This window comes from uncultured Campylobacter sp. (assembly GCF_905372745.1).
In the GTDB taxonomy this organism is placed as follows: Bacteria; Campylobacterota; Campylobacteria; order Campylobacterales; family Campylobacteraceae; genus Campylobacter_A.
The window spans coordinates 66,481-86,122 of record NZ_CAJPQR010000006.1; the positions used below are offsets into that span (position 1 = coordinate 66,481).

Consider the following 19,642-nt stretch of genomic DNA (forward strand, 5'->3'; position numbering starts at 1 on the left):
GATTATATCAAAAAAAACTAAAGGTATAAATTAAGTCTAAGCAGCAGTCTGTTTAGCGAGTATTAATCAATAAATAATAAAATTCTTCTCACGAGCTTTAGCTCCAAAATAACAAAAAAGGAACAAAAATGGCTACTCAAGAGATAAATTTGGAGTCTTTAAAAAAAGATATCGACTCTTTAAAAACAGACTTAAAAGACATTGTAAAGTCCATTAAAGACGCAGGTACACAACGCGCAGAATCTGCTAAAGACAAAATCCTAGATCAACTAAATAGCGACGAAATTAAAAAATATATAGACGATCTAAGACTAAAAGGTAAAGACGGTATAGAAAACGTAAACGACGCAATAAAGCAAGACCCGATAAAAAGCATTGCTATCGCTGCAGGCGTTGGATTTTTAGCCGCTTGGTTGCTAAAAAAATAATGGCCGGCATATCTGAATTTATAGTTTCGGTAGTAGAGCTCGTAGACGCTCAAGCCGACGACATCAGGTGCTCTTTTTTAAGGAGCGCCAATTCGGTTTTATTGAATACGATAACTAGCGTAATCTGCATTATAGGTTTGGTATTTTTCTTACTGGGGCTACACACGCTCCTTGAAAAAACTATTGGGGAAATTTGGGCGTATTTTTCCTGCTCTGCTGTAGCTTTTTTATCTTCAATTATCGTATACAAGGTATTCCGTGCAAAGTGATATAACAAAAGAAAAGCTAAGAACAGTGGTATCGATGCTAGAGAACAAAAACACAGATAAAAAAAAGCTAAAACTCGAAGAGGCTAAACTAAATTTATTACTAAATGACCCACTACCAAACTTTTCAACAGAGCTTAGCCTAATCAATAGAGGCAATATTAAGCAAGCCTTGATATCCATAATAGATAAACATTTCATAATACCTACCCTAAATAAAATTTTATAAACAACCTTAATCCAAATATGTTATAATCACGCCAAAAAGCACAAAAAAGGTCTTAAAATTTGGATAATTACGAATACACGGAACTTCTAAAAACCCTAAACACGAAAGTAGAAAATATCGCGGGCGTCGTAAAGCCCGAGAGTATCAAAGCTCGCCTAAAAGAGATCGAGGAGCTAGAAAACGATCAAAATTTCTGGCAAGATATCGCAAAAGCGGGCGCCATCGGCAAGGAAAAAACGAAAATTTCAAATATCTTAAATAGCTTCCTAAACGCTAAAAGCGCCGTAGACGATGCAAAGGAACTATATGAGCTGGCAAACTCTGAAAACGACGAAGAGACGATAAATTCGCTCTTTGCCGAGGCTGGCGAGCTTGAGGATAAGATAGTAAATTTAGAGATTTCTATGCTGCTTAGCGGCGAGGACGACGGCAAAAACGCCATCGTCACCATACATCCGGGAGCGGGCGGCACGGAGAGTAACGACTGGGCGAGCATGCTATACCGCATGTATCTGCGCTTTTGCGAGCGCGAAGGCTTTAAGGTCGAAACCCTGGACTTCCAAGAGGGCGAAGAAGCGGGGCTAAAAGACGTGAGTTTTATCGTTAAAGGCGTAAATGCCTACGGCTATCTAAAGGCCGAAAACGGTATCCACCGCTTAGTACGAACCAGCCCGTTTGATAGCGCGGGTCGCAGGCATACGAGCTTTACTAGCGTGATGGTAAGCCCGGAGATCGACGACGACATCGAGATAGAAATCGACGAAAAAGATCTAAAAATCGACACCTACCGCGCGGGCGGAGCGGGCGGTCAGCACGTAAACAAAACCGAGTCCGCCGTGCGTATCACTCACGCGCCCACCGGCATCGTCGTGCAGTGTCAAAACGACCGTAGCCAGCACAAAAACAAGGCTACAGCGATGAAAATGCTAAAATCGCGCCTATATGAGCTAGAGCTAATGAAACAGCAAGAGGCCGCCGGCAGTATCGAAAAAAGCGAGATCGGCTGGGGTCACCAGATCCGCTCATACGTACTTTTCCCGTATCAGCAGGTTAAAGACAACCGCAGCGGCGAGGCATACAGCCAAACCGACGCGATACTAGACGGCGACATAAAAAAGCTCATCGAGGGCGTTTTGGTAAGTCAAAAAAGCATAAACTAGAAAGGATAAATATGGAAATTTCAGCTCTTTTAAACCAACTAGGCTATAACGAAAACGACGCGACCGCCGCGCAGGTTAAGCGCATCCTAAACAACTGCGACGGGTTAAATTTAAGCAGCATTATCACGCTAAACGACCACCTAAAGCCGCTTGGCGGCTTTGTAGCGATGAGCGGCAGCGAGGACGTGTTTAAGATAAAAAACGCGAGCAAAACGCCGGGCGCGCTAAACGTGATCGAAAACTGGGCTGAAAAAAATAAGATAAACATAAAAAAAGTAAATGAAACTACTCACTACATACTAGGAAAAAATATATGAAAAACTACGATATCATCGTCATAGGCTTTGGCAAAGCAGGCAAAACTCTCGCCGTAAAAGCCGCAAATTTAGGCAAAAAGGTTGCCGTGATCGAAAAATCGGCGCAGATGTACGGCGGAACGTGCATAAACGTCGGCTGCATCCCGACAAAAAAGCTAGTAAATTTAAGCAAAGAAGCGCAATACGTAAATAACAACGTCGCGGGCGAATACTTCACGCTAAGTATCGAGAAAAAAGATGCTCTCGTCTCCGCGCTTAGAGCTAAAAATTTCGCTATGCTCGACGGCAACGCAAACATCGACGTGATAAACGGCGCGGCTAAATTTATAGATAAAAATAGCATCGAAGTCGCGGCGGCAGACGGCTCAAAAAGCGTACTTACCGCGCCTACTATCGTTATAAACACGGGTTCGGTTAACGAAAAACCAAGCTTTGAGGTTAACTCAAATTCTGCTTACGACAGCACGGAGATTTTAAACCTAAAAACGCTTCCAAAGCACCTAGTAGTCGTTGGCGGCGGATACATCGGGCTTGAGTTTGCCTCGATGTTTGCCGAGTTTGGCTCAAAAGTCACTATCGTAGCTCGCTCGGGCGTGCTAAAAAACGAGGACGAGGACGTAAAGCAGAGCGTAAAATCGCTACTACAAACGCAAGGAATCGAAATTTTAGAGGGTTGCGAAGTTAAAAATTTAAAAGATTGCGCGCTAATTTTTACCCAAAACGGCGAGACGAAATGCCTTGAAGCGGACGCGTTTTTGCTAGCGACCGGACGAGTAGCGGCGAGTGCGGAGCTAAATTTAAGCGCGGCGGGCGTACAAACGGACGCCAAAGGAAACGTGCTCGTAAACGAGTTTTTGCAAACCGCCCAGCCGCATATCTACGCGGTAGGCGACGTTCGCGGCGGCGAGCTTTTCACATACACGAGTTTAGATGATTTTCGCATCGTCTTTGACAAGCTTTTTGGTGCGGGCAAACGTAGCACGCTAAACCGCTCGCCTCACGCCAGCACGCTTTTTACCGAGACTCCGCTAGCTAGTATAGGGCTAAGCGAGAAACGAGCGGCGGCTCAAAATTTAGACTTTAAAGTCCTAAAACTCCCGCTAGCAGCAGTCCCCAGCGCAAAGGTAGTCGGCAACGAAACGGGATTTTTAAAAGCGATCGTGGATGCAAAAAGCGGCAAAATTTTAGGCGCGGCGTTTCACTGCGTTTACGCAAACGAGCTTATCAACGAGATTGCCGTCGCAATGGCCCTTGGCGCGGGTGCTGATTTTTTCAAAAATCAGATTTTCACCCATCCTAGCATCAGCGAAGCATTAAATGATTTGTTTGGACAATTTCAATAAATACAAAGGATAGAAAATGAAAAATTTACTTCTTGCCTTTATCGGGCTTTTGCTCGTGGGATGCGCAGCCTCAAGCGGCGGCGGAGCAGCGAGCGATAACGCTGATTACGACTTTAACAAACGAGCGATCGATATACTAAAGCCAAAATGCGAAAAGGGTAACTACTCGGCTTGCAACGATCTAGCCATCAGCTATCAAAATCTAAAAGACCATAAAACGGCGCAAAAATACTACGATAACGCATGCCAAAACAACTATCAGCTAGCTTGCACCAACCTAGCCAATATGTATCAATCAGGCCTTGGAGTAGACAGGGATAAAAATAAAGCTTTGGAGATTTTTAACGCCTCTTGCACGAACGGAGGGGCGATATCTTGCTACTATTTAGGCGACTTTTACCGCTCCGGCGACGAGGGCAAAGAGCCTGACTACGTCGCTGCCATGAGCGCATACGAAAGAGGCTGCAAGCTAGGAGACATCCCGTCATGCACGAACACCGGAGTACTATACGAAAACGGCCTAGGCGTAGCGCAGGACGAGTCAAAAGCCAGAAACATCTACCGCTCGGCGTGCTTTAGCGGAGATTCGTCCGCATGCGATAATCTAAAAAGAATGGGTAGAAAACGCTAAATTTAACATCTTTTAGTTCGGCATTAAATTTACTACGGCGAGTCAAATTCGGCTCGCCTTTTTTAAATTTAACGGCTGTAAATTTTAGCTCAAATTTACCCCCCCACTAAAAATTTGTCTCCAAAAACCCGCATCTTGAAAATGCAAATTTAAAACTATCCGTTAAATTTGACGCCGCGCGCTCATAAATTTAACTCCGCAAATTTATCTTTGCGATATGCGGTAAATTTTACTCGCTTAGCTAAAGCTGCGTAAATTTCAGCGTATTAAAACAACAATCCTTTGCCGCAAATAGCAAAAATAAACAACGCTAAATTTGAGTAAATTTGATAAAAGATATAAAAAATGGGGCTTAGATTTAAGCCCCAAAAAAGCGCGAGTTTAGAGTAAAATTAAAATTTATAAGAGACGTTAACCTTAAAGTTTCTGCCCGGCTCCCAGTCGATCGCGTTCGCATCGCCCGTATATTCGGCTATTCTTTGAGACTGCGAGACGTAGGCTTTGTTAAATACGTTATAAACGCCGGCGTTTATCTCAAGCCCCTTAAATTTACCGCTGCTTGGCGCATAAGTGAGATAGACGTCGCTCACGGCGTAGCTCGGGATATGCACGGCCGCGTCGTTGCCGGCACTCGTCGTGTCTTTCGAGGCAAAATAAATAAGATTATAACCCACAAGCGTGTCGATAGCGTTTATCGAATACTCGGCGTTAAAGGTGTATTTGTCGCCTTGGTCGCGGTAGCCGATGATATTTGACGTATAGTAGCCGCCGCTGCCGTTTCTCACGCGGTCTTTATATCTTACTTTTTGATGAGTATAGCTAGCGCCTAAGCTTAGCGCATCGAGATTCAACCTCGCCAAAAGCTCGACGCCGTCGATATCCGCGCCGCCTGCGTTGATCCTATAAAGCACCGGATTTATACGCCCGCCTGCTGCGTTGTTATCTACGATTAGGTTTTTGTATTTGGTTTTAAAGTATTTAGCTACGAAGCTAACGTGTCCCGTTTCGCTAAACTCGCCCTTGTAGCGTCCGCCGATCTCGTAGCTATCGCCCGTAGTGGCCTTTAGATCAGGGTTTGCTCTGTATCCTAGCACCGTACCCCTACTAGCGCCGCTAGCTAGCATAGACTCCATAACGTCAGGTCCTCTAAACACTTTAGCGTAGCTGGCAAATACGCCAAGCCCTTTCATAAACTCGTAATCAAGCGCGAGAGCGGGCGTAAATTCGTCAAATTTGTATTTGTATCCGCCGATATTTGCGCCCGTGCCGTTATATGTCTTTAGCTCGTGGCGCTCGTATCTGATGCCAGGAGTCACGGTAAGTCCTGCAAATTTGATCGCGTCCTCTAAGTAAAACGAGTAGTTGTTTACTTTTTCGGGACGGTTGTTTTGCGGTTTATTAAAGTTCTCGCTGTGGTAGTACTCCGCGCCGTATCTTAGCGTCTGCGTCACGTCGCCCGTCTCTATCGCGGTTTTTGCTTTCGCGCTTAGGCCTCTAGTTTTTACGCCCCATTTGCTACCGTCGACTCTCTGATGCTTCGTATGATACGCCGTTACGTCTAGATTTAGCAGTTCGCTCGGCGTAAATTCGTACTTTAACGTCGTCGTATCGCGCTCGTATTTACGGTCGGCATCGGCGCTATGCCAGCTGCCAAATTCTGCTCTTAAAGGATAAAGTCCCTTGTATTGGTTGTGTTCGTGAGAGAGCGATATCCTGTGCGCGTCTAAAAAGCTATATCCGAGCTTAAAAAGATAGCTAAGATCGTTGCCGTCGCCGCCGATTTTCTTACCGTTGCCGCTCTTGCCGTAGTCGTAGCCTTTGTGATTTATCGCGGCTAAAAAGTCAAGCCCCTCGACGGGCGCGGTAAATACCGTGAGCCCTTGCGAAAATTCATCGTTGTTTGAGGCGTAGCCCGTTTTGATTTTAGCGCCGATAATTTCGCCGTCATCTAGCAGGTCTCTAGCGTCCACCGTCCTAAAGGCTACCGAACCGCCCAGAGCTCCGGCGCCGTTTACTACAGAGCGCGAGCCAACCTCAACGTCGATGGCTTTAATCAGATCAGGGTCGATTAGTAGGTCTGCGTTGTGGTGAAAGGTATTTCCGTTTTGTTTCGCGCCGTCGATCGTGATGTTTAGACCGCGGTCGCTCACGCCTCTCATGTAGATTTTTTGGTTCATGCCGTTCGTACCGCCCACGTAAACGCCCGGGATATCGCGCATAACGTCTTTTAGTATGCCTGCGTTTCTCGTGCTTATTTTTACGTCGTCTACGCCGTAGCCGCCGCTAGTGCTGCTTACCTCTACGCCGCTTAGCGTTACGTTCTCGGCGGCATTTGCGCCGATGGCTAGAGCCGCTACGAAAGAAATTTTCGCAACATTGTTAAAATTCATTTTTTCTCCTCTTTAAATTTATTAAATTTTGCGCCGATTTAGAAGAATATTTAAATTTTGTTTTCTTTAATCCGCTCAGATTTTGAAAACGAATATTACAATTCTAAGACTAAATTTTAGATAAATTTATTTTAGAATATTACTTGCTTATTTGTTATTGACAATAAATACCATAATCTGATATAATTGCGCGCAAATTTTTATAAAAGGTAATAAATGGAATTTCTCAAACACAACGTCGATTACGTTATCATCGGTATTTTAGGACTTATGAGCTTTGTCGTAGTATGGCTCACGATAGAGCGCTTAATCTTTTACGCAAACGTTAAATTTGAAAACTACAAGAATCAAGACGACTTTGAAGAGAGCGTAACCAGAAATTTAACAACACTTTATATCGTTTATTCAAATGCGCCGTATATCGGGCTTTTGGGTACGGTTGCGGGCATCATGGTAACCTTTTACGACATGGGTATGAGCGGCGGCATCGATACTAAAAGCATCATGGTCGGCCTGTCTCTCGCGCTAAAAGCAACCGCTCTAGGCCTCATCGTCGCGATACCGACGCTAATGATCTACAACGCGTTTATGAGAAAAGTGGACGTACTCGTAAACCGCTACAAGGCTTCACGTGAGAATGCCTAAAAAAGAGGGATTAAACGTAATCCCGCTCATAGATATTATGCTAGTTTTACTAGCTATCGTGCTTAGCATCTCTACCTTTATCGCTCAGGGCAATATCAAAATCGACCTGCCAAACAGCGAGAGTGCGGAAAAAAAGCAAGACGAAAAAGACAAAATCGCCGTTTTAATTAATAAAGATAATGAATTTTTTATAGGCGAAGAGAAAATCGACGAGGAAAATTTAAAAGAAAAGCTAAACGAGATAAAAAACGAAACATTAATAGAACTCAAAAGCGATAAAGAGAGCAAATTCGACTCGTTTATCAAGGTTATCGACATACTAAAAGAAAAAAATCATGAAAACTTCGCTATCACGACAACAACTGAATAGACGCGCCAGCTTTACGGGGCTTGGCGTCTCTATCCTGTTACACTCCGTTCTTATCGGCTCTTTTATCAAATTTTACGACGAGCTAAAGCCGATGCCGGAAGAAAAAAGCGTCAAGATAGCGCTAAATACCTTTACGCCGCCAGCAGCGCCGCTTCCGCCGGCACCAACTCCGCCTGCCCCGCCGCCTCCGGCACCGCCTGCGCCTCCTCCGCCTGAACCGGTCGTCACTCCGCCGGAACCGCCAAAACCGGTCGAGCCGCCTAAGCCGATAGAAAAGCCAAAACCAGTGGAGAAACCAAAACCGATAGAAAAGCCTGTGGAAAAACCGAAGCCAAAGCCTAAACCTACGCCAAAGCCGGTCAAAAAGCCTGAGCCTGAGCCGCAAGTAGTGCAAGCGCCTCCGACTCCCGCACCGCCTACTCCTACGCCGCCGGCGCCGCAGCCAAGTAGCGCTCCAAGCTCGAACGTAAAATCAAATTTACCGCCTAGCGGAGCGGAAACGGTCGGAGAGATTAATTTTTCAGATCCTTCTGCAAGTAGTAATTTTAATAGGGATAAGTACCAAAAGGCTATTAAAAAGCATCTTAGGTATCCAAAGCGAGCTCAAAAAATGCGCCATCAAGGCATAGCTCATATCAGGTTTTTGTTTAAAAAAGATGGAACTGTTAGCGACATAAAAATCGTAAAAAGTTCAGGCTTTGATACATTAGACGAGGCTGCAATAGACACCATAAAAAGAGCAGCTCCAGATTTTGAAAAGCTAGATAGAGATTATATCATGACAATTCCTATTGGCTTTACACTGAATTAGCTGTAAAATTTAAGTCATTTGATGCGGATTAATTTACTCCATTAATTTATGACAATAAGCTCACACTAGACGAGGCTGCAGTCGAGCTCATAAACCGCGCCGCGCCGGACTTTCCGACGCTTGATCGCGACTATGTCATCAAAATCCCCGTTAAATACAATATCACGTAAATTTAAGCCGTTTTGCGGCTTAAATTTTATCTTTTGATTTTACAAATTTGATGCAATAAATCAAAAAATCAGCCGTTTTGTTTATAAATAAACGCCGCTAAAATCGGCCGTAATCAAATCAAATCTGATGTCGTAGCAAGAATCAAAATTTGCCAAATTTATGCCGAATTTAGCCAACGCCGATAGGTCAAATTTATACCGAGCTATCTCGCTAAATTTTATTTAAACGCCCTTTTATACGAGTTCTCTATTAGCTCGGAGCATCCTAGTTCGCTCATAGCGGCTTGCGCGAAATTTGGATTTCGCAGCAGCTCTATGCCGTAGGCCACCGCATCGCAAACGCCGCCTAGCAGTAGCGCCTCGCCCTCGGACGCCTTTGTTATGAGTCTGGCCGCGATCACCGGGATGCCGACTGCTTGCTTTACGACCTTGGCGTAGTCCGCTTGATAAAGCGGCGTAAACGTCGGCGCGCTATCCGTGCGCTCAAAAAGTCCGCACGCCCATACGTGGATAAACGCCGCGCGAGGGAGCTCAAGCTCTCTTGCTAGCCGCACGCTATCCTCTAGGCTCCAGTCGCCTTTTACGCAGCTTTGTGCACTTATTCGCATGCTGGCGAAGATTTGTGCCGCGGCTTTTATCTCGCTTAAAATTTCTTTTAAAAATCTCACGCGATTTTCAAAACTCCCACCGTATTCGTCGTCTCGCAGGTTAATCCCAGACGATAGAAATTCGCTGATAAGATAACCGTGCGCGGCGTGGATCTAGGTCGCGGCGTATCCTGCGCGCTGGGCTCTGATTGCTGCTTGAACGAAGCTTTGCTTGACCGAGACGATGTCGTCCGCGCTCATTTGTTTCGGCGTTTTGTAGCTCTCGCTAAATTTTACCGCACTAGGCGCGATCAGATCATCGCACTCGCTTTTTCTGCCGGCATGCGCGAGCCAGACAGCCTAGCGGCGCCCTGTTTGACGCACTCCTTGACGAGTCCGGCGTGCGCCTCTAGCTGCTCGTCGTTCCACTGCCCCGGATCGCGGCCCCTTATCCCGCCTCTAGGCTAGGCCGCCGTAGCCCAGGCGATGATGAGCCAGGCGTCTATAGCGCCCGTACATCGTAGTGCAGGCGACGGAAGCGCCTATGGGACGGAAAATTAATTTACGCCCTGATTTGTAAAATTTTACGTGTTTTGAAGGATTAAATTTTTGCGTTTTTAGGCAAATATTTGCCAAATTAGCTGCGCAAAAGGCAGGCTCCGTATAGTCGGGCGAAAATTTAGTTTGCCGTCGTCGCTTGAAATTTTAAGCGCGACTTTCGCTACGAACATAAAAATTTCCTCTAAAACGAAATTCGGGCTTAAATTTTGCCGTACTATAAAATTTGACCCGAAATTTTAAAGGATTGCAGATTGATATTTATAGCCGACGCAGCAAAAATCCCCAACTCCGCCAAACTACGGAGTAGCCGAAATTTACGCACCCAAACGACTACGCCAAGTCCTTTAAATCCGTCCCGTAAGCGTCTTTTAAGCGCTTAACGTCTAGCTCGCGGTTTAGATTTACGAGGCGAAATTTGACCGCCTCCCACCACTCTTTGCCGTCGTATTCGCGTCGCACGAGCACCATATCGTCTAGCTCCACGCGCAGATCAAGCGGCACCTCATACAGTCCCCAGTCGTTATCGTAATCAGTCGCTTCGGCTAGCTGCTTAAATTTCGCTAGATCAATAAAGCCGTCCGCGCTGCCTACGGCTCTAACGTCGCTCCAAATTTTACCGTTTTGCGCCAAAACCGGCTCCAACTCGGCAAATAAATTCACCAGCTCGTAATCGCTTGATTTATGTCGTTTTTCTAAATGCATTTTAATTCCTTTAATGCAAAGCGCCTGAGGTCGCTTAAATTTACGCGTGATGTCATACGGCGCGGCGAATAAATTTAAAAACCGCGCGATTTAAATTCGGATTATGAATTCGGCGGCGTTTTAGCCTTTTGCCGTCAAATTTAAACTTTTAGTAGACGTATGGCGTCCGCCAAAACTAGGTCGCGCAGCGCTTATTTTTATTTACGGCGCGCTAAAATCGTCGCGGTAATCGCCCAAAAGCTCAAAATATCATCTCTGATAGATTGCGAGGACTCGGTTAAAAGCAGCTCCCGCAAAAAGGCGGGTCTATAGCGGCGTTTTGCTGTTTCTTTACAAATTTATTTATCAGGCGCGCGATACTAGTCCAAAGTCCGCACGCCGCGTCGCCCGGCTACGGCTTTTACCGCATCGCAAGGCAAAATGCGCCGCTATAAACAAAATCCGCTATACCTAGCCTAGCCGTCGCGCACGATCGCCCTTTGCGCCGCTTACTCGGCCTTGCTCGCATCCCACGCAAGGATCGTCTTACCATCGGCATCGGTCGCCACGTCGCCCATGCCCATGATGTTGTAGCCGCAGTCGACGTAGTGTACCTCGCCGGTTACGCCGCTAGCAAGGTCACTAAGCAGGTACATCGCGCTTTTGCCGACGTCTTGCGTCGTGACGTTGCGCTTGAGAGGCGCATTGATCTCGTTGTAGCGTAAAATCATCCTAAAGTCACCGATACCGCTTGCGGCAAGCGTCTTGATAGGGCCCGCGCTGATAGCGTTTACGCGGATGCCGCGCGCGCCAAGATCGTGAGCGAGATAGCGCACGGAGCTTTCAAGAGCCGCTTTTGCGACGCCCATAACGTTGTAGTGAGGCACGAATTTCGGCCCTCCGAGGTAGGTTAGCGTGAGCACGGAGCCGCCCTCTTTTAGCACCGGCAGCACCGCACGCGTGAGGCTTAGCAGCGAATACACGCTCGTGCCCATCGCGATATCAAAGGCTTCCTTGGTCGTGTTTACGAACTCGCCCTCTAACGCTTCTTTTGGCGCATAAGCTACCGCATGCACGACGAAATCTATCTCGCCAAGGTCTGCTTTGATACGATCCGCAAGACCGTCCAAGTGGGCAGGGTTGTTTACGTCAAGTTCGTATACGAATTTGCTACCAAACTCTTCTGCGATCGGCTCTACGCGTTTTTTCAGCGCGTCGTTTAGGTAGGTAAACGCCATCTGCGCACCCTGCTCGTGACAAGCTTCAGCGATGCCGTAAGCGATAGATTTGGCGTTAGCGACGCCGACGATGAGGCCTTTTTTGCCTTTTAAAATCATTATTTCTCCTTTAAAATTTGCTTGGCTTTTAAGCGATTTGATTTAAATGCGATAGTATCGTGAGATGGATTTTAATGTTGTGTAGAAATTTTAAGTCAAGACTAGGCACATAGCCTGTCGCAGACTTAAAATTTCCAACTCATTAAAAGACGCTCACGAGACAACGCGTATAAGCTCCAAAAACTTTGAGGCGTCCCAGCTCGCCGTCCCTACCAACACCCCATCGCAATTCTTAATCCCCGCAATCCCGCCGATATTTGCAACATTTACGCTGCCTCCGTAAAGCAGCGGCGCACTCGTTTGCTCGCGGATGAAATTTAATATCTCCTCGATCTGCTCCGCGCTCGCGCTCTTGCCCGTGCCTATCGCCCAAATTGGCTCGTAGGCGATCAGCAGCCGCTCGTAGCTAAGGTCGATATTTTTTAGCTGCTTAGCCAAAAACTCCTTCGTGCCGCCGGCTTCGTTCACGCTCAAATTTTCGCCGATGCAGTAGACGATCTGCCAGCCCGCCTTTATGGCGAAGTCGAATTTGGCTCGCAAAAGCTCCTCGCTCTCGCCTAGCTCGCGCCGTTCGGAGTGCCCGATCAGCACGCTTTTTACGCCAAACTCGTCCAGCATCGCCTTGCCGATCTCGCCTGTGTGAGCGCCGCTTTCGCACGGGTAGAAATTTTGCGCGCCGAGTTTAAATTTATGAGCCGCGCCATCAAGCGCGCTAAACGGAGGAAAAACCGTCACGTCGTCGTTTAAGCTTAAATTTGCGTCTAAAATTTCAGAGTATTTAGCAAAGCTAGCTCTGGTGTGATTGCACTTTAAATTTGCTAAAAACCTCACTCCGCAGCCTTTCTAAGCGGCTTTATACCCGGCAGCTCCTTGCCCTCGATGAGCTCCAGACTCGCGCCGCCGCCAGTCGAGATAAAGGTCATCTCGTCAGCATCTCCAGCGCGCTCTACGACGTCGGCCGTATCGCCGCCGCCAACGACCGTGGTCGCGTGCGTGTCGATGATGGCGTGGCTCATTTTGATGCTGCCTTTGCTAAATTTATCCATCTCAAAAACGCCCATCGGCCCGTTCCACCAGATGGTTTGCGCGTCGGCGATAACCTCTTTAAATAGCCTAATGGACGCCGGCCCGATATCTAGCCCCATCCAGCCGCTTGGGATCTCTTGAGCGGGGACGAATTTCACGGCGCTTTCGGCCGAAAACGTCTGAGCCGCGACGACGTCTACGGGTAGGTAAATTTTAACGCCAAGCTCCCTGCCCTTGCGTAAAATTTCGCGCGCGTCGTCGATGAGATCTTCTTCAAGCAGCGAGTTTCCGATATTTTCGCCGAGCGATTTTAAAAACGTAAACGCCATGCCGCCGCCGATTATCAGCTTATCCACGCGCGGAAGCAGGTTGTGCAGGGCTTGCAGCTTGCCGCTAACCTTACTGCCGCCAACAACCGCGACGAACGGGCGCGCAGGGTGTTTGATGAGATTTTGAGCGAAATTTATCTCTTTTTGTAGCAAAAATCCCGCCGCCTTATGCTTCTCGTCGTAAAATTTAGTGATCGCCTCGACCGAGCTGTGAGCTCTGTGACAAACGCCGAATGCGTCGTTGATATAAAATTCTCCGAATCCAGAAAGCTCTTTTGCCAAAGCCTCGTCGTTTTTGGTTTCGCCCTTTTCAAAGCGCAAATTTTCAAGAAGTAAAATTTCGCCAGGTTTTAGCGCGGCGGCTTTAGCTTTCGCGTCCGCGCCGATGACGTCCTCGGCAAAAATCACGTCTCTATCAAGCAGCCTTGAAAGCCTTTTTGCCACGCCTCGCAGCGAAAATTTCTCCTCAAAGCCGTTTTTGGGACGTCCTAGGTGACTGGCCAAAACCACGCTGCAGCCGTTATCCAGGCAGTAGCGGATAGTAGGGATCGCCGAGCGGATACGGCGGTCGTCGGTGATGTTTAAAAACTCGTCCATCGGCACGTTAAAATCGCACCTGACAAATACCTTCGCGCCGCTTAGCTCAAGATCGTTGATCGATAAAATTTCACTCATTTTTTACCCTTTAAATTTACTTCGTAGCCACGATCTTAGCTAGATCCACAAGCCTTGTCGAGTAGCCCCACTCGTTGTCGTACCACGCAAAGACCTTCACCATATCGCCCGCAATAACCTGCGTAGTGTCGCTCGCCACGATACTGCTGTATGCGCTCGTGCAAAAGTCGCTGCTCACTCTATAGTCGTCATCGACGAATAAAATCCCCTTTAAATTCGACTCCGCAGCCGCCCTAAACGCCTCGTTTATCTCCTCTTTGCTAGCCGGTCTTTTTAAAACCGCCGTTAGATCGACCATAGAGACGTTAGCGACCGGCACGCGCACGCTTTGTCCGTGCATCTTGCCGTTTAGCTCCGGAAGTACTTTTGCGATCGCTTTTGCGGCTCCGGTGGTCGTCGGCCCGATATTTAGGGCTGCAGCGCGCGAACGGCGGAAGTCTTTGGCCTTCACATCAACCAAGCTCTGGCCGTTCGTATAAGCGTGGATCGTGGTCATCAGCCCTTTTACGATGCCGAATTTATCGTTTAGCACCTTTGCGACGGGCGCTAGGCCGTTTGTGGTGCAGCTTGCGTTTGAAATAATCTTTTCATTATCATATTTATCGTCGTTGACGCCAATTACGAAAGTAGGAGTATCGTCCTTCGCAGGGGCGCTCATGACGACTTTTTTGATGTCGCGATCTAGATAGGGCTCGCACTTTTCAGTAGTCAAAAACTTGCCCGTACACTCCAAAACCACGTCTGCGCCGTAGTCTGCGAAGCCCAGCTCGTTTAGATCTCTTGTTGAAAAAACTCTTATCTTTTTGCCGTTTACTTCTATAAAATCGTCGCTTATCACCTTAACGTCTTGCTTAAATTCGCCGTGCACGCTGTCGTATTTGAGCAGATAGCGCGTCATGTCGCGCGTCGCCGTGTCGTTAATAGCGACAAGCTCAACGTCGTCTCGCTCTAAAATAATACGAGCAGCGCACCTGCCGATACGTCCAAAACCGTTGATCGCGATTTTTACCATGTTTAGCTCCTTGTGCTAGATTTTCCGGTCGCTTTCAAGCGCCCAGAAAGGTTATTTTCATGCTTTTAGCTTTTTGAGCGCTAAATTTATCCGCCTTTGCTCGTCGCTAAGCGCGTAAATTTAAGCCGCCCTAAAGCCCGCCTTTTGCAAATTTAGCCCTGCACGGACGCCAAAAGCAAGCCCGTCAAAGCCCAAAAATCCCCAAATTTTACAAAATCTCCATTTAATTTGCGCTTTATCGGCGAATTTTTTGATTTTCAACCAATTTTCACTTCAAATTCGCTAAACTGCACCGAAATTTTAAAGGCAAATTCATGAAAATCGCGCTTTTCGGCGGTAGTTTCGACCCGCCTCATCTCGGGCACGACGCCGCCGTTAAGGCCGCGCTAGAGCAGCTAGACGCGAACAAGCTCATCATTATGCCGACCTTTATCAGCCCGTTTAAGAGCGAGTTTTCCGCTCCGCCGCTGCTTCGGCTAAAGTGGGCGAACGAGGCTTGGGGCGCGCTAGATAGAGTGTGCGTGAGCGACTACGAGATCGCGCAAAATCGCCCCGTACCGACGATAGAAAGCGTGCGGCATATACGACAAATTTACGCTGTGAGCGAGCTTTATCTCATTATCGGCGCCGATCACCTAGCCAGCCTAGACAAATGGCACGAGATAGACGAGCTCTTTAGGCTCGCGACCTTCGTCGTAGCTAGCCGCGGTAACGTAGCCGTGCCTGAAAATTTTAAAATTTTAAACATAAACGAGCCCGTTTCGTCATCGCAAATCAGGCAAAATTTGGACAAAAGCCTGATGATACCGCGCATAGCCGACGATGCGGCGAAATTTTACCAAGGAAAAACATGCAAGAAAGAATCGAACGAATCATCAAAATCCTAGACGCCAAAAAGGCCGAAGCCATCGAGGCTATCGACATGAGCGGGCGCGAATACATCGCAAAATGCGTCATCATCGCCACCACGATGGGCGAACGCCACGCCTACTCGCTAACGGACGACCTAAAAGAGGGTTTAAAAGACGAGGGCGAGCAGTTTTTAGGCATCGAAAGCTCCGGCGACTGGGTCGTGATCGATCTAGGCGACATCCTTATCCACCTCATGAGCGCGCAGTACCGCGCCAAATACAACATCGAAGAGTTTTTAAGCAAGCTAAAAGAGGCGAAAGCCTAAGCCAAATTTAGCTTGCCGCGCGGATAGCGTCAAATTTGCCTAAAGCGCGAAGCGGACGGCAAATTTGACCCAAGCCGCAACCGCTATAACCGATAAAGTTTGCTTGATCTCGCAAGGCGGCGCGCTTGATTATTTTAGCCAAAATCCGACGCGCAGGCCTTTGTTTTTATTTAAATTTGACCGATTTTAGGAAGCTATTTTTGGACGCAACAAATTGAGCTAAATTTGACCCTAATAGCCGACAGTGCAAAGTCCGCAAATTTAACCGACAAAGCAAAAATCGAACTAAAAACTTACGCTAAATTTTCCCCATACTAAAAAATCAAAAATTATCTTGCAAAATTTGACTTTGAGACCGGTGATCAAGAAGGAAAGTTTGCAGTCAAATTTGACTCCCCAAGCCGGTAAAAAGGTGGAGAGCGACCTTAAATTTAGCCCAAGAATTTGGCAAAAAGCGGATGGCAAGCGGGGACGTAAAGCACGAATTAGACCCTTTTAGCAGCAAGGTGGCTCGTCTCGCGATCGCCTTTAACGAAGCTAGTAAAAATTTGGTCTCATAAGCTACATGCCTTATCTTTGCTAAATTTTTACGCCACTTCCGCTTATAGTTGGCGACCGCAAGGTAAGCAAAACCCCAAATCCATCTCGCGATACTTCGCATTATCCACGTAAAATTTAAACCCCAAAATCGAGTCTAAATTGCGAAAACATTTTTAAGCCGTAGCCATCAAATTTGACGCGTTTTACGGCGCTCTAGCCTTGAAAGAGCGGGCAAAAATGGGCTAAATTTAAACTTTTTAATACGCAAAAGCAACCGATTTTGCGCGCTACGGTCAAGGCAGTTTTAGCGCCGAAATTTAAAAGCCGACTACCACGAGTTTTTCCTGCGTTTTTAGCGATTATTTTATAAATCAAAAGGCCACCTTAAATCTAATTTTTATATAATAAACCAAAGTCAAGATAAAGGATGCTTATGTTTAGAAAAACTTTTGTTTTATTGATTGCGCTCTTTGCGGCGCATTTGTTTGCGGGCGACGCGTACTCACACACGAGCGAGTCAGCCAGAAAGGGCATAGCGCAGGCTCAGATCGCGCTTCCAAAAAACGTCACGGGCGGCGATATTTACGTCGGACTTTTTAAAGACGCCCCAAAGACGCAGGCCAAAGCGCCGGTCGTAGTTTTCCTGCACGGCTCGTCCGGCATCAACAACAAAATAGGCCTTGACAAATGGCAAGAGTGGCTCGCAAAAGAAGGCATAGCAAGCTTTATGTTTGATAGTATGGCTCTAGAAAACAGGATAACATACAAATCTCCGGCAGATAAGGAGATTTACGAAAAAGTCCATTCGCTACGCTCTAGCGAAATCAAAATTGCCTTGGATGCGCTAAGAAGCACAGAGTGGGCGGATACGAGCAAGCTGTTTTTAGCCGGCACCAGCGAAGGCGCGGTGGCCGTAGCCAGATACGATGGCAAGGACTTTTTGGGCAAAATTATAAACTCTTGGTCGTGCGAGGAGAATTACTTTGTAAAAGAGCATAAAACGGCGCTTAACGATACGCCGGTTTTAAATTTAATAAGCGATCAGGATAAATATTTCTCTCAAAAAAATAGCTATCTAGGCAACGAAAACGCCACCGGAAACTGCGCCGCAACCTACGGCGACAAGAAAAACGCGATAGTTTTACTCCTGCCTAATGCTCCGCACACGCTCATAAATTTGCCGGCCGCGCGCTTTGCGACCGTTTCTTTTATCAAAAGCATCCTTGGGGGCACGTTTGATGCCGATACGATCGGCGAGTAACGACCGATAAATTTGCGGCGACGAAATCAATAAATTTTGTCGCCGCGCTGCTTTTTAGCGCTACGTCTTTGTTTTAGAGGCTCGTTTTGCACCTTTATGTTTGGTTTCGCCGCCTGTATTTTTGACGTTTGCGTAGTTTTTGCTTGCGCGCTTTTTACCGACTCGTAAATTTGAGCCGAATTTTAGCGGTCTCGCGGTAAAAATACTTCGCTTTTGATAAATTTGTTAAATCTTAGCTCCGCATTTTACTTGTCGAGACAGGCATTTTAAAAACGACAGAATTTTAGCCGTCATACCTTGCGCCGCGAAATTTACCACCGATAAATTTTATCTTCGTAAGCGATCAGCCTAAATTCCTCTTTGTGGTTGCCGTTGCCGATCGTGTGGCTGTCTTGGCCCGCGCCGAGACGCAGTTTATGCAGCCTGCCTCCGTATGTACCCACAAATAGCACGCCCCCGTCCTCGCTTATCGCCATAGACTTTATCGTACCGCCTAGATAGTGGCGCCAAATTTTACGTCCATCCTTGCCGACTGCTCTGATGTAGCCGTATGCATCGCCCAGGATGTAAAGGTCTCGCGTCGCCACGCCCGCATACACGCGCATCTCGTCGTCTACTAGCGTAAAATCCCTATCGCGATATATCTGCGCTCCGTGCTTTAGAGCTGTCCTATCCACGCCGATCGTAACGCCGCTATAAAAGTGGCAGGAGTTTGTGATGAGCTGCGTATCGTCCGCGCTAAAGAGGCAAAAGTGCGGATAGGAGCTCTGCGGATATATCTCGCCTAGCGTTTCGCCTTGCGCGTTTGTTACAAAATGCCCTTCGTCTTGATCGCCCAGCGCGATTAGCTCGTTGTCGTTTGAGAGGGTCGCGTTGGCCATATCGATATAAGCATACTCCTTGCGGACGGGATGGATGAGTTTTGCGCCGCCGTCCCAAACCAAAAATATCCCGTCGCAAGAAACCAAAAGCGCCTTACTGCCGTCATTAAACGGTAAAATCTCGACATCCTCATAGCTTATCGTAGCTTCGCAGCTAAATTTCGCGATAGGCTCGCCGCCGCCCTTGCCGTCGTAGCCTTTTACGAGCTCTATCTCGCCTCTCCTAAGCAGGGCGTAAATTTCGTTTCGCTTGGACTTGCCCACGGCGATGACGCCCTTTGCCACCTCGCTCACGCGCTCGCCTTCTAGCAGGTATAGCTTCTTACGCCAGCCTTCAGGATAGCTTTGCGAGACGACAAAAAGGACGTTCTCGCCGCCAAGAGGGCAAATTTGATCGACATTGCCTAGCTTGTCTCCTATTTTATCCTTCTCGTCAGAGTCGTCCGCTTCGTCCTCAAAGATAACGTTTGATGGCGGAAAATCGGCTCTAAATTTAGCCGTTTCGCCCCGCTCGTTGGCTTCTTTTAGCAGAGCAAAAACTGCCTCGCCCAGATGCGCGCGCTCGTCTACGGGCTCCTCGCCTTTATACGCATCCCAGCCGTGCGCCTCGGCAAAGGCCACCATATCGTTTACGGCCTTGGCGTATTTCTCGCCTTTTTCGTTCCACTCTTTTTTGAGGGCTTCGCGTTCTTGATTTTGCATTGATCTCCTTTGGATTTTGTTTGCCGCGGCTACCCGCGCGCTGCTTACGGATTTTACCTAGTCGTTTTAAATTTAAGACTAAATTTGCTACCTTAAAACGCTTTTTTTTGGGG

Annotated in this window: 21 protein-coding genes; 12 read left to right on the top strand and 9 right to left on the bottom strand. The window is 47.4% G+C overall.

Annotated features, from left to right (window positions below; genetic code table 11):
- Positions 1-128 precede the first annotated feature (128 nt).
- From QZ157_RS02995 to QZ157_RS03020, 6 genes are all read left to right on the top strand, one after another.
- The gene (locus tag QZ157_RS02995) at positions 129-428 is read left to right on the top strand and encodes a DUF883 family protein (protein WP_122866427.1); all 300 of its coding nucleotides are present in this window, start codon (positions 129-131) and stop codon (positions 426-428) included.
- Positions 429-686: 258 nt separating this feature from the next.
- A complete protein-coding gene (locus QZ157_RS03000; RefSeq protein WP_295141606.1) occupies positions 687-923 on the top strand; it encodes a hypothetical protein in 237 nt (78 codons plus the stop codon).
- 59 nt (positions 924-982) lie between these two features.
- Entirely contained in the window at positions 983-2,083 is a 1,101-nt protein-coding gene (gene prfB, locus QZ157_RS03005) for a peptide chain release factor 2 (RefSeq protein ID WP_295141609.1), read from the top strand.
- Positions 2,084-2,094: 11 nt separating this feature from the next.
- Positions 2,095-2,400, top strand: coding sequence for a type II secretion system protein (locus QZ157_RS03010; protein WP_295141612.1), 306 nt, complete (start codon positions 2,095-2,097; stop codon positions 2,398-2,400).
- The gene (locus tag QZ157_RS03015; RefSeq protein WP_295141613.1) at positions 2,397-3,743 is read left to right on the top strand and encodes an FAD-dependent oxidoreductase; all 1,347 of its coding nucleotides are present in this window, start codon (positions 2,397-2,399) and stop codon (positions 3,741-3,743) included. The genes QZ157_RS03010 and QZ157_RS03015 overlap by 4 nt, the downstream gene beginning before the upstream one ends.
- 16 nt (positions 3,744-3,759) lie before the next feature.
- Positions 3,760-4,374: a tetratricopeptide repeat protein gene (locus QZ157_RS03020; RefSeq protein WP_295141616.1), complete on the top strand. Its 615-nt coding sequence runs from the start codon at positions 3,760-3,762 to the stop codon at positions 4,372-4,374.
- Between the two features lie 392 nt (positions 4,375-4,766).
- On the opposite strand, the gene QZ157_RS03025 is transcribed toward QZ157_RS03020, so the two are convergent.
- Positions 4,767-6,764 carry a TonB-dependent receptor gene (locus QZ157_RS03025; protein ID WP_295141619.1) on the bottom strand — a complete coding sequence of 666 codons (1,998 nt, stop codon included), beginning with the start codon at positions 6,762-6,764 and terminating at the stop codon, positions 4,767-4,769.
- Positions 6,765-6,980: 216 nt separating this feature from the next.
- On the opposite strand from QZ157_RS03025, the gene exbB reads away from it, so the two are divergent.
- Genes exbB through QZ157_RS03040 form a run of 3 tightly spaced genes read left to right on the top strand, consistent with a single transcriptional unit; the run spans position 6,981 to position 8,590 of the window.
- The gene (gene exbB, locus QZ157_RS03030; RefSeq protein ID WP_002952142.1) at positions 6,981-7,409 is read left to right on the top strand and encodes a TonB-system energizer ExbB; all 429 of its coding nucleotides are present in this window, start codon (positions 6,981-6,983) and stop codon (positions 7,407-7,409) included.
- The gene (gene exbD / locus QZ157_RS03035; protein WP_295141660.1) at positions 7,402-7,779 is read left to right on the top strand and encodes a TonB system transport protein ExbD; all 378 of its coding nucleotides are present in this window, start codon (positions 7,402-7,404) and stop codon (positions 7,777-7,779) included. The genes exbB and exbD overlap by 8 nt, the downstream gene beginning before the upstream one ends.
- Positions 7,745-8,590, top strand: a complete 846-nt coding sequence (locus QZ157_RS03040; protein ID WP_295141623.1) for an energy transducer TonB — start codon at positions 7,745-7,747, stop codon at positions 8,588-8,590. The genes exbD and QZ157_RS03040 overlap by 35 nt, the downstream gene beginning before the upstream one ends.
- Before the next feature lie 388 nt (positions 8,591-8,978).
- Here QZ157_RS03040 and QZ157_RS03045 read toward each other — a convergent pair whose 3' ends face one another.
- The 7 genes from QZ157_RS03045 to QZ157_RS03075 all read right to left on the bottom strand — a co-directional run bounded on the left by QZ157_RS03045 (position 8,979) and on the right by QZ157_RS03075 (position 15,229).
- Entirely contained in the window at positions 8,979-9,521 is a 543-nt protein-coding gene (locus QZ157_RS03045) for a hypothetical protein (protein ID WP_363147668.1), read from the bottom strand.
- A gap of 717 nt (positions 9,522-10,238) precedes the next feature.
- Positions 10,239-10,610: a hypothetical protein gene (locus QZ157_RS03050; protein ID WP_295141626.1), complete on the bottom strand. Its 372-nt coding sequence runs from the start codon at positions 10,608-10,610 to the stop codon at positions 10,239-10,241.
- Between the two features lie 488 nt (positions 10,611-11,098).
- Positions 11,099-11,926: an enoyl-ACP reductase FabI gene (fabI, locus tag QZ157_RS03055; RefSeq protein ID WP_295141629.1), complete on the bottom strand. Its 828-nt coding sequence runs from the start codon at positions 11,924-11,926 to the stop codon at positions 11,099-11,101.
- 153 nt (positions 11,927-12,079) lie between these two features.
- Positions 12,080-12,757, bottom strand: coding sequence for a triose-phosphate isomerase (locus QZ157_RS03060; RefSeq protein ID WP_295141633.1), 678 nt, complete (start codon positions 12,755-12,757; stop codon positions 12,080-12,082).
- Entirely contained in the window at positions 12,754-13,956 is a 1,203-nt protein-coding gene (locus QZ157_RS03065; RefSeq protein ID WP_295141637.1) for a phosphoglycerate kinase, read from the bottom strand. The genes QZ157_RS03060 and QZ157_RS03065 overlap by 4 nt, the downstream gene beginning before the upstream one ends.
- Positions 13,957-13,972: 16 nt before the next feature.
- On the bottom strand, positions 13,973-14,968 hold the full coding sequence (gap, locus tag QZ157_RS03070; RefSeq protein WP_295141640.1) for a type I glyceraldehyde-3-phosphate dehydrogenase: 996 nt from the start codon (positions 14,966-14,968) through the stop codon (positions 13,973-13,975).
- A 120-nt stretch (positions 14,969-15,088) separates the two neighbouring features.
- Entirely contained in the window at positions 15,089-15,229 is a 141-nt protein-coding gene (locus QZ157_RS03075) for a hypothetical protein (protein ID WP_295141643.1), read from the bottom strand.
- A gap of 53 nt (positions 15,230-15,282) precedes the next feature.
- Here QZ157_RS03075 and nadD point away from each other — a divergent pair, with 53 nt between their 5' ends.
- From nadD to QZ157_RS03090, 3 genes are all read left to right on the top strand, one after another.
- Entirely contained in the window at positions 15,283-15,855 is a 573-nt protein-coding gene (gene nadD, locus QZ157_RS03080) for a nicotinate (nicotinamide) nucleotide adenylyltransferase (protein ID WP_295141645.1), read from the top strand.
- Positions 15,819-16,145 carry a ribosome silencing factor gene (gene rsfS, locus QZ157_RS03085; RefSeq protein ID WP_009492759.1) on the top strand — a complete coding sequence of 109 codons (327 nt, stop codon included), beginning with the start codon at positions 15,819-15,821 and terminating at the stop codon, positions 16,143-16,145. Before nadD ends, rsfS begins: the two co-directional genes overlap by 37 nt.
- Before the next feature lie 973 nt (positions 16,146-17,118).
- Complete coding sequence (locus QZ157_RS03090) at positions 17,119-17,946, top strand: alpha/beta hydrolase (protein WP_295141650.1); 828 nt, start codon at positions 17,119-17,121, stop codon at positions 17,944-17,946.
- Between the two features lie 311 nt (positions 17,947-18,257).
- Here QZ157_RS03090 and QZ157_RS03095 read toward each other — a convergent pair whose 3' ends face one another.
- Positions 18,258-19,529, bottom strand: coding sequence for a PQQ-binding-like beta-propeller repeat protein (locus QZ157_RS03095; RefSeq protein ID WP_295141652.1), 1,272 nt, complete (start codon positions 19,527-19,529; stop codon positions 18,258-18,260).
- Between the last annotated feature and the right edge of the window lie 113 nt (positions 19,530-19,642).

Coding starts and splice junctions, on each gene's coding strand:
- QZ157_RS02995 (WP_122866427.1), top strand. CDS start 129: ATGGCTACTCAAGAGATAAATTTGGAGTCTTTAAAAAAAGATATCGAC.
- QZ157_RS03010 (WP_295141612.1), top strand. CDS start 2,095: ATGGAAATTTCAGCTCTTTTAAACCAACTAGGCTATAACGAAAACGAC.
- QZ157_RS03015 (WP_295141613.1), top strand. CDS start 2,397: ATGAAAAACTACGATATCATCGTCATAGGCTTTGGCAAAGCAGGCAAA.
- QZ157_RS03020 (WP_295141616.1), top strand. CDS start 3,760: ATGAAAAATTTACTTCTTGCCTTTATCGGGCTTTTGCTCGTGGGATGC.
- QZ157_RS03025 (WP_295141619.1), bottom strand. CDS start 6,764: ATGAATTTTAACAATGTTGCGAAAATTTCTTTCGTAGCGGCTCTAGCC.
- exbB (WP_002952142.1), top strand. CDS start 6,981: ATGGAATTTCTCAAACACAACGTCGATTACGTTATCATCGGTATTTTA.
- exbD (WP_295141660.1), top strand. CDS start 7,402: ATGCCTAAAAAAGAGGGATTAAACGTAATCCCGCTCATAGATATTATG.
- QZ157_RS03040 (WP_295141623.1), top strand. CDS start 7,745: ATGAAAACTTCGCTATCACGACAACAACTGAATAGACGCGCCAGCTTT.
- QZ157_RS03050 (WP_295141626.1), bottom strand. CDS start 10,610: ATGCATTTAGAAAAACGACATAAATCAAGCGATTACGAGCTGGTGAAT.
- fabI (WP_295141629.1), bottom strand. CDS start 11,926: ATGATTTTAAAAGGCAAAAAAGGCCTCATCGTCGGCGTCGCTAACGCC.
- QZ157_RS03065 (WP_295141637.1), bottom strand. CDS start 13,956: ATGAGTGAAATTTTATCGATCAACGATCTTGAGCTAAGCGGCGCGAAG.
- gap (WP_295141640.1), bottom strand. CDS start 14,968: ATGGTAAAAATCGCGATCAACGGTTTTGGACGTATCGGCAGGTGCGCT.
- nadD (WP_295141645.1), top strand. CDS start 15,283: ATGAAAATCGCGCTTTTCGGCGGTAGTTTCGACCCGCCTCATCTCGGG.
- rsfS (WP_009492759.1), top strand. CDS start 15,819: ATGCAAGAAAGAATCGAACGAATCATCAAAATCCTAGACGCCAAAAAG.
- QZ157_RS03090 (WP_295141650.1), top strand. CDS start 17,119: ATGTTTAGAAAAACTTTTGTTTTATTGATTGCGCTCTTTGCGGCGCAT.
- QZ157_RS03095 (WP_295141652.1), bottom strand. CDS start 19,529: ATGCAAAATCAAGAACGCGAAGCCCTCAAAAAAGAGTGGAACGAAAAA.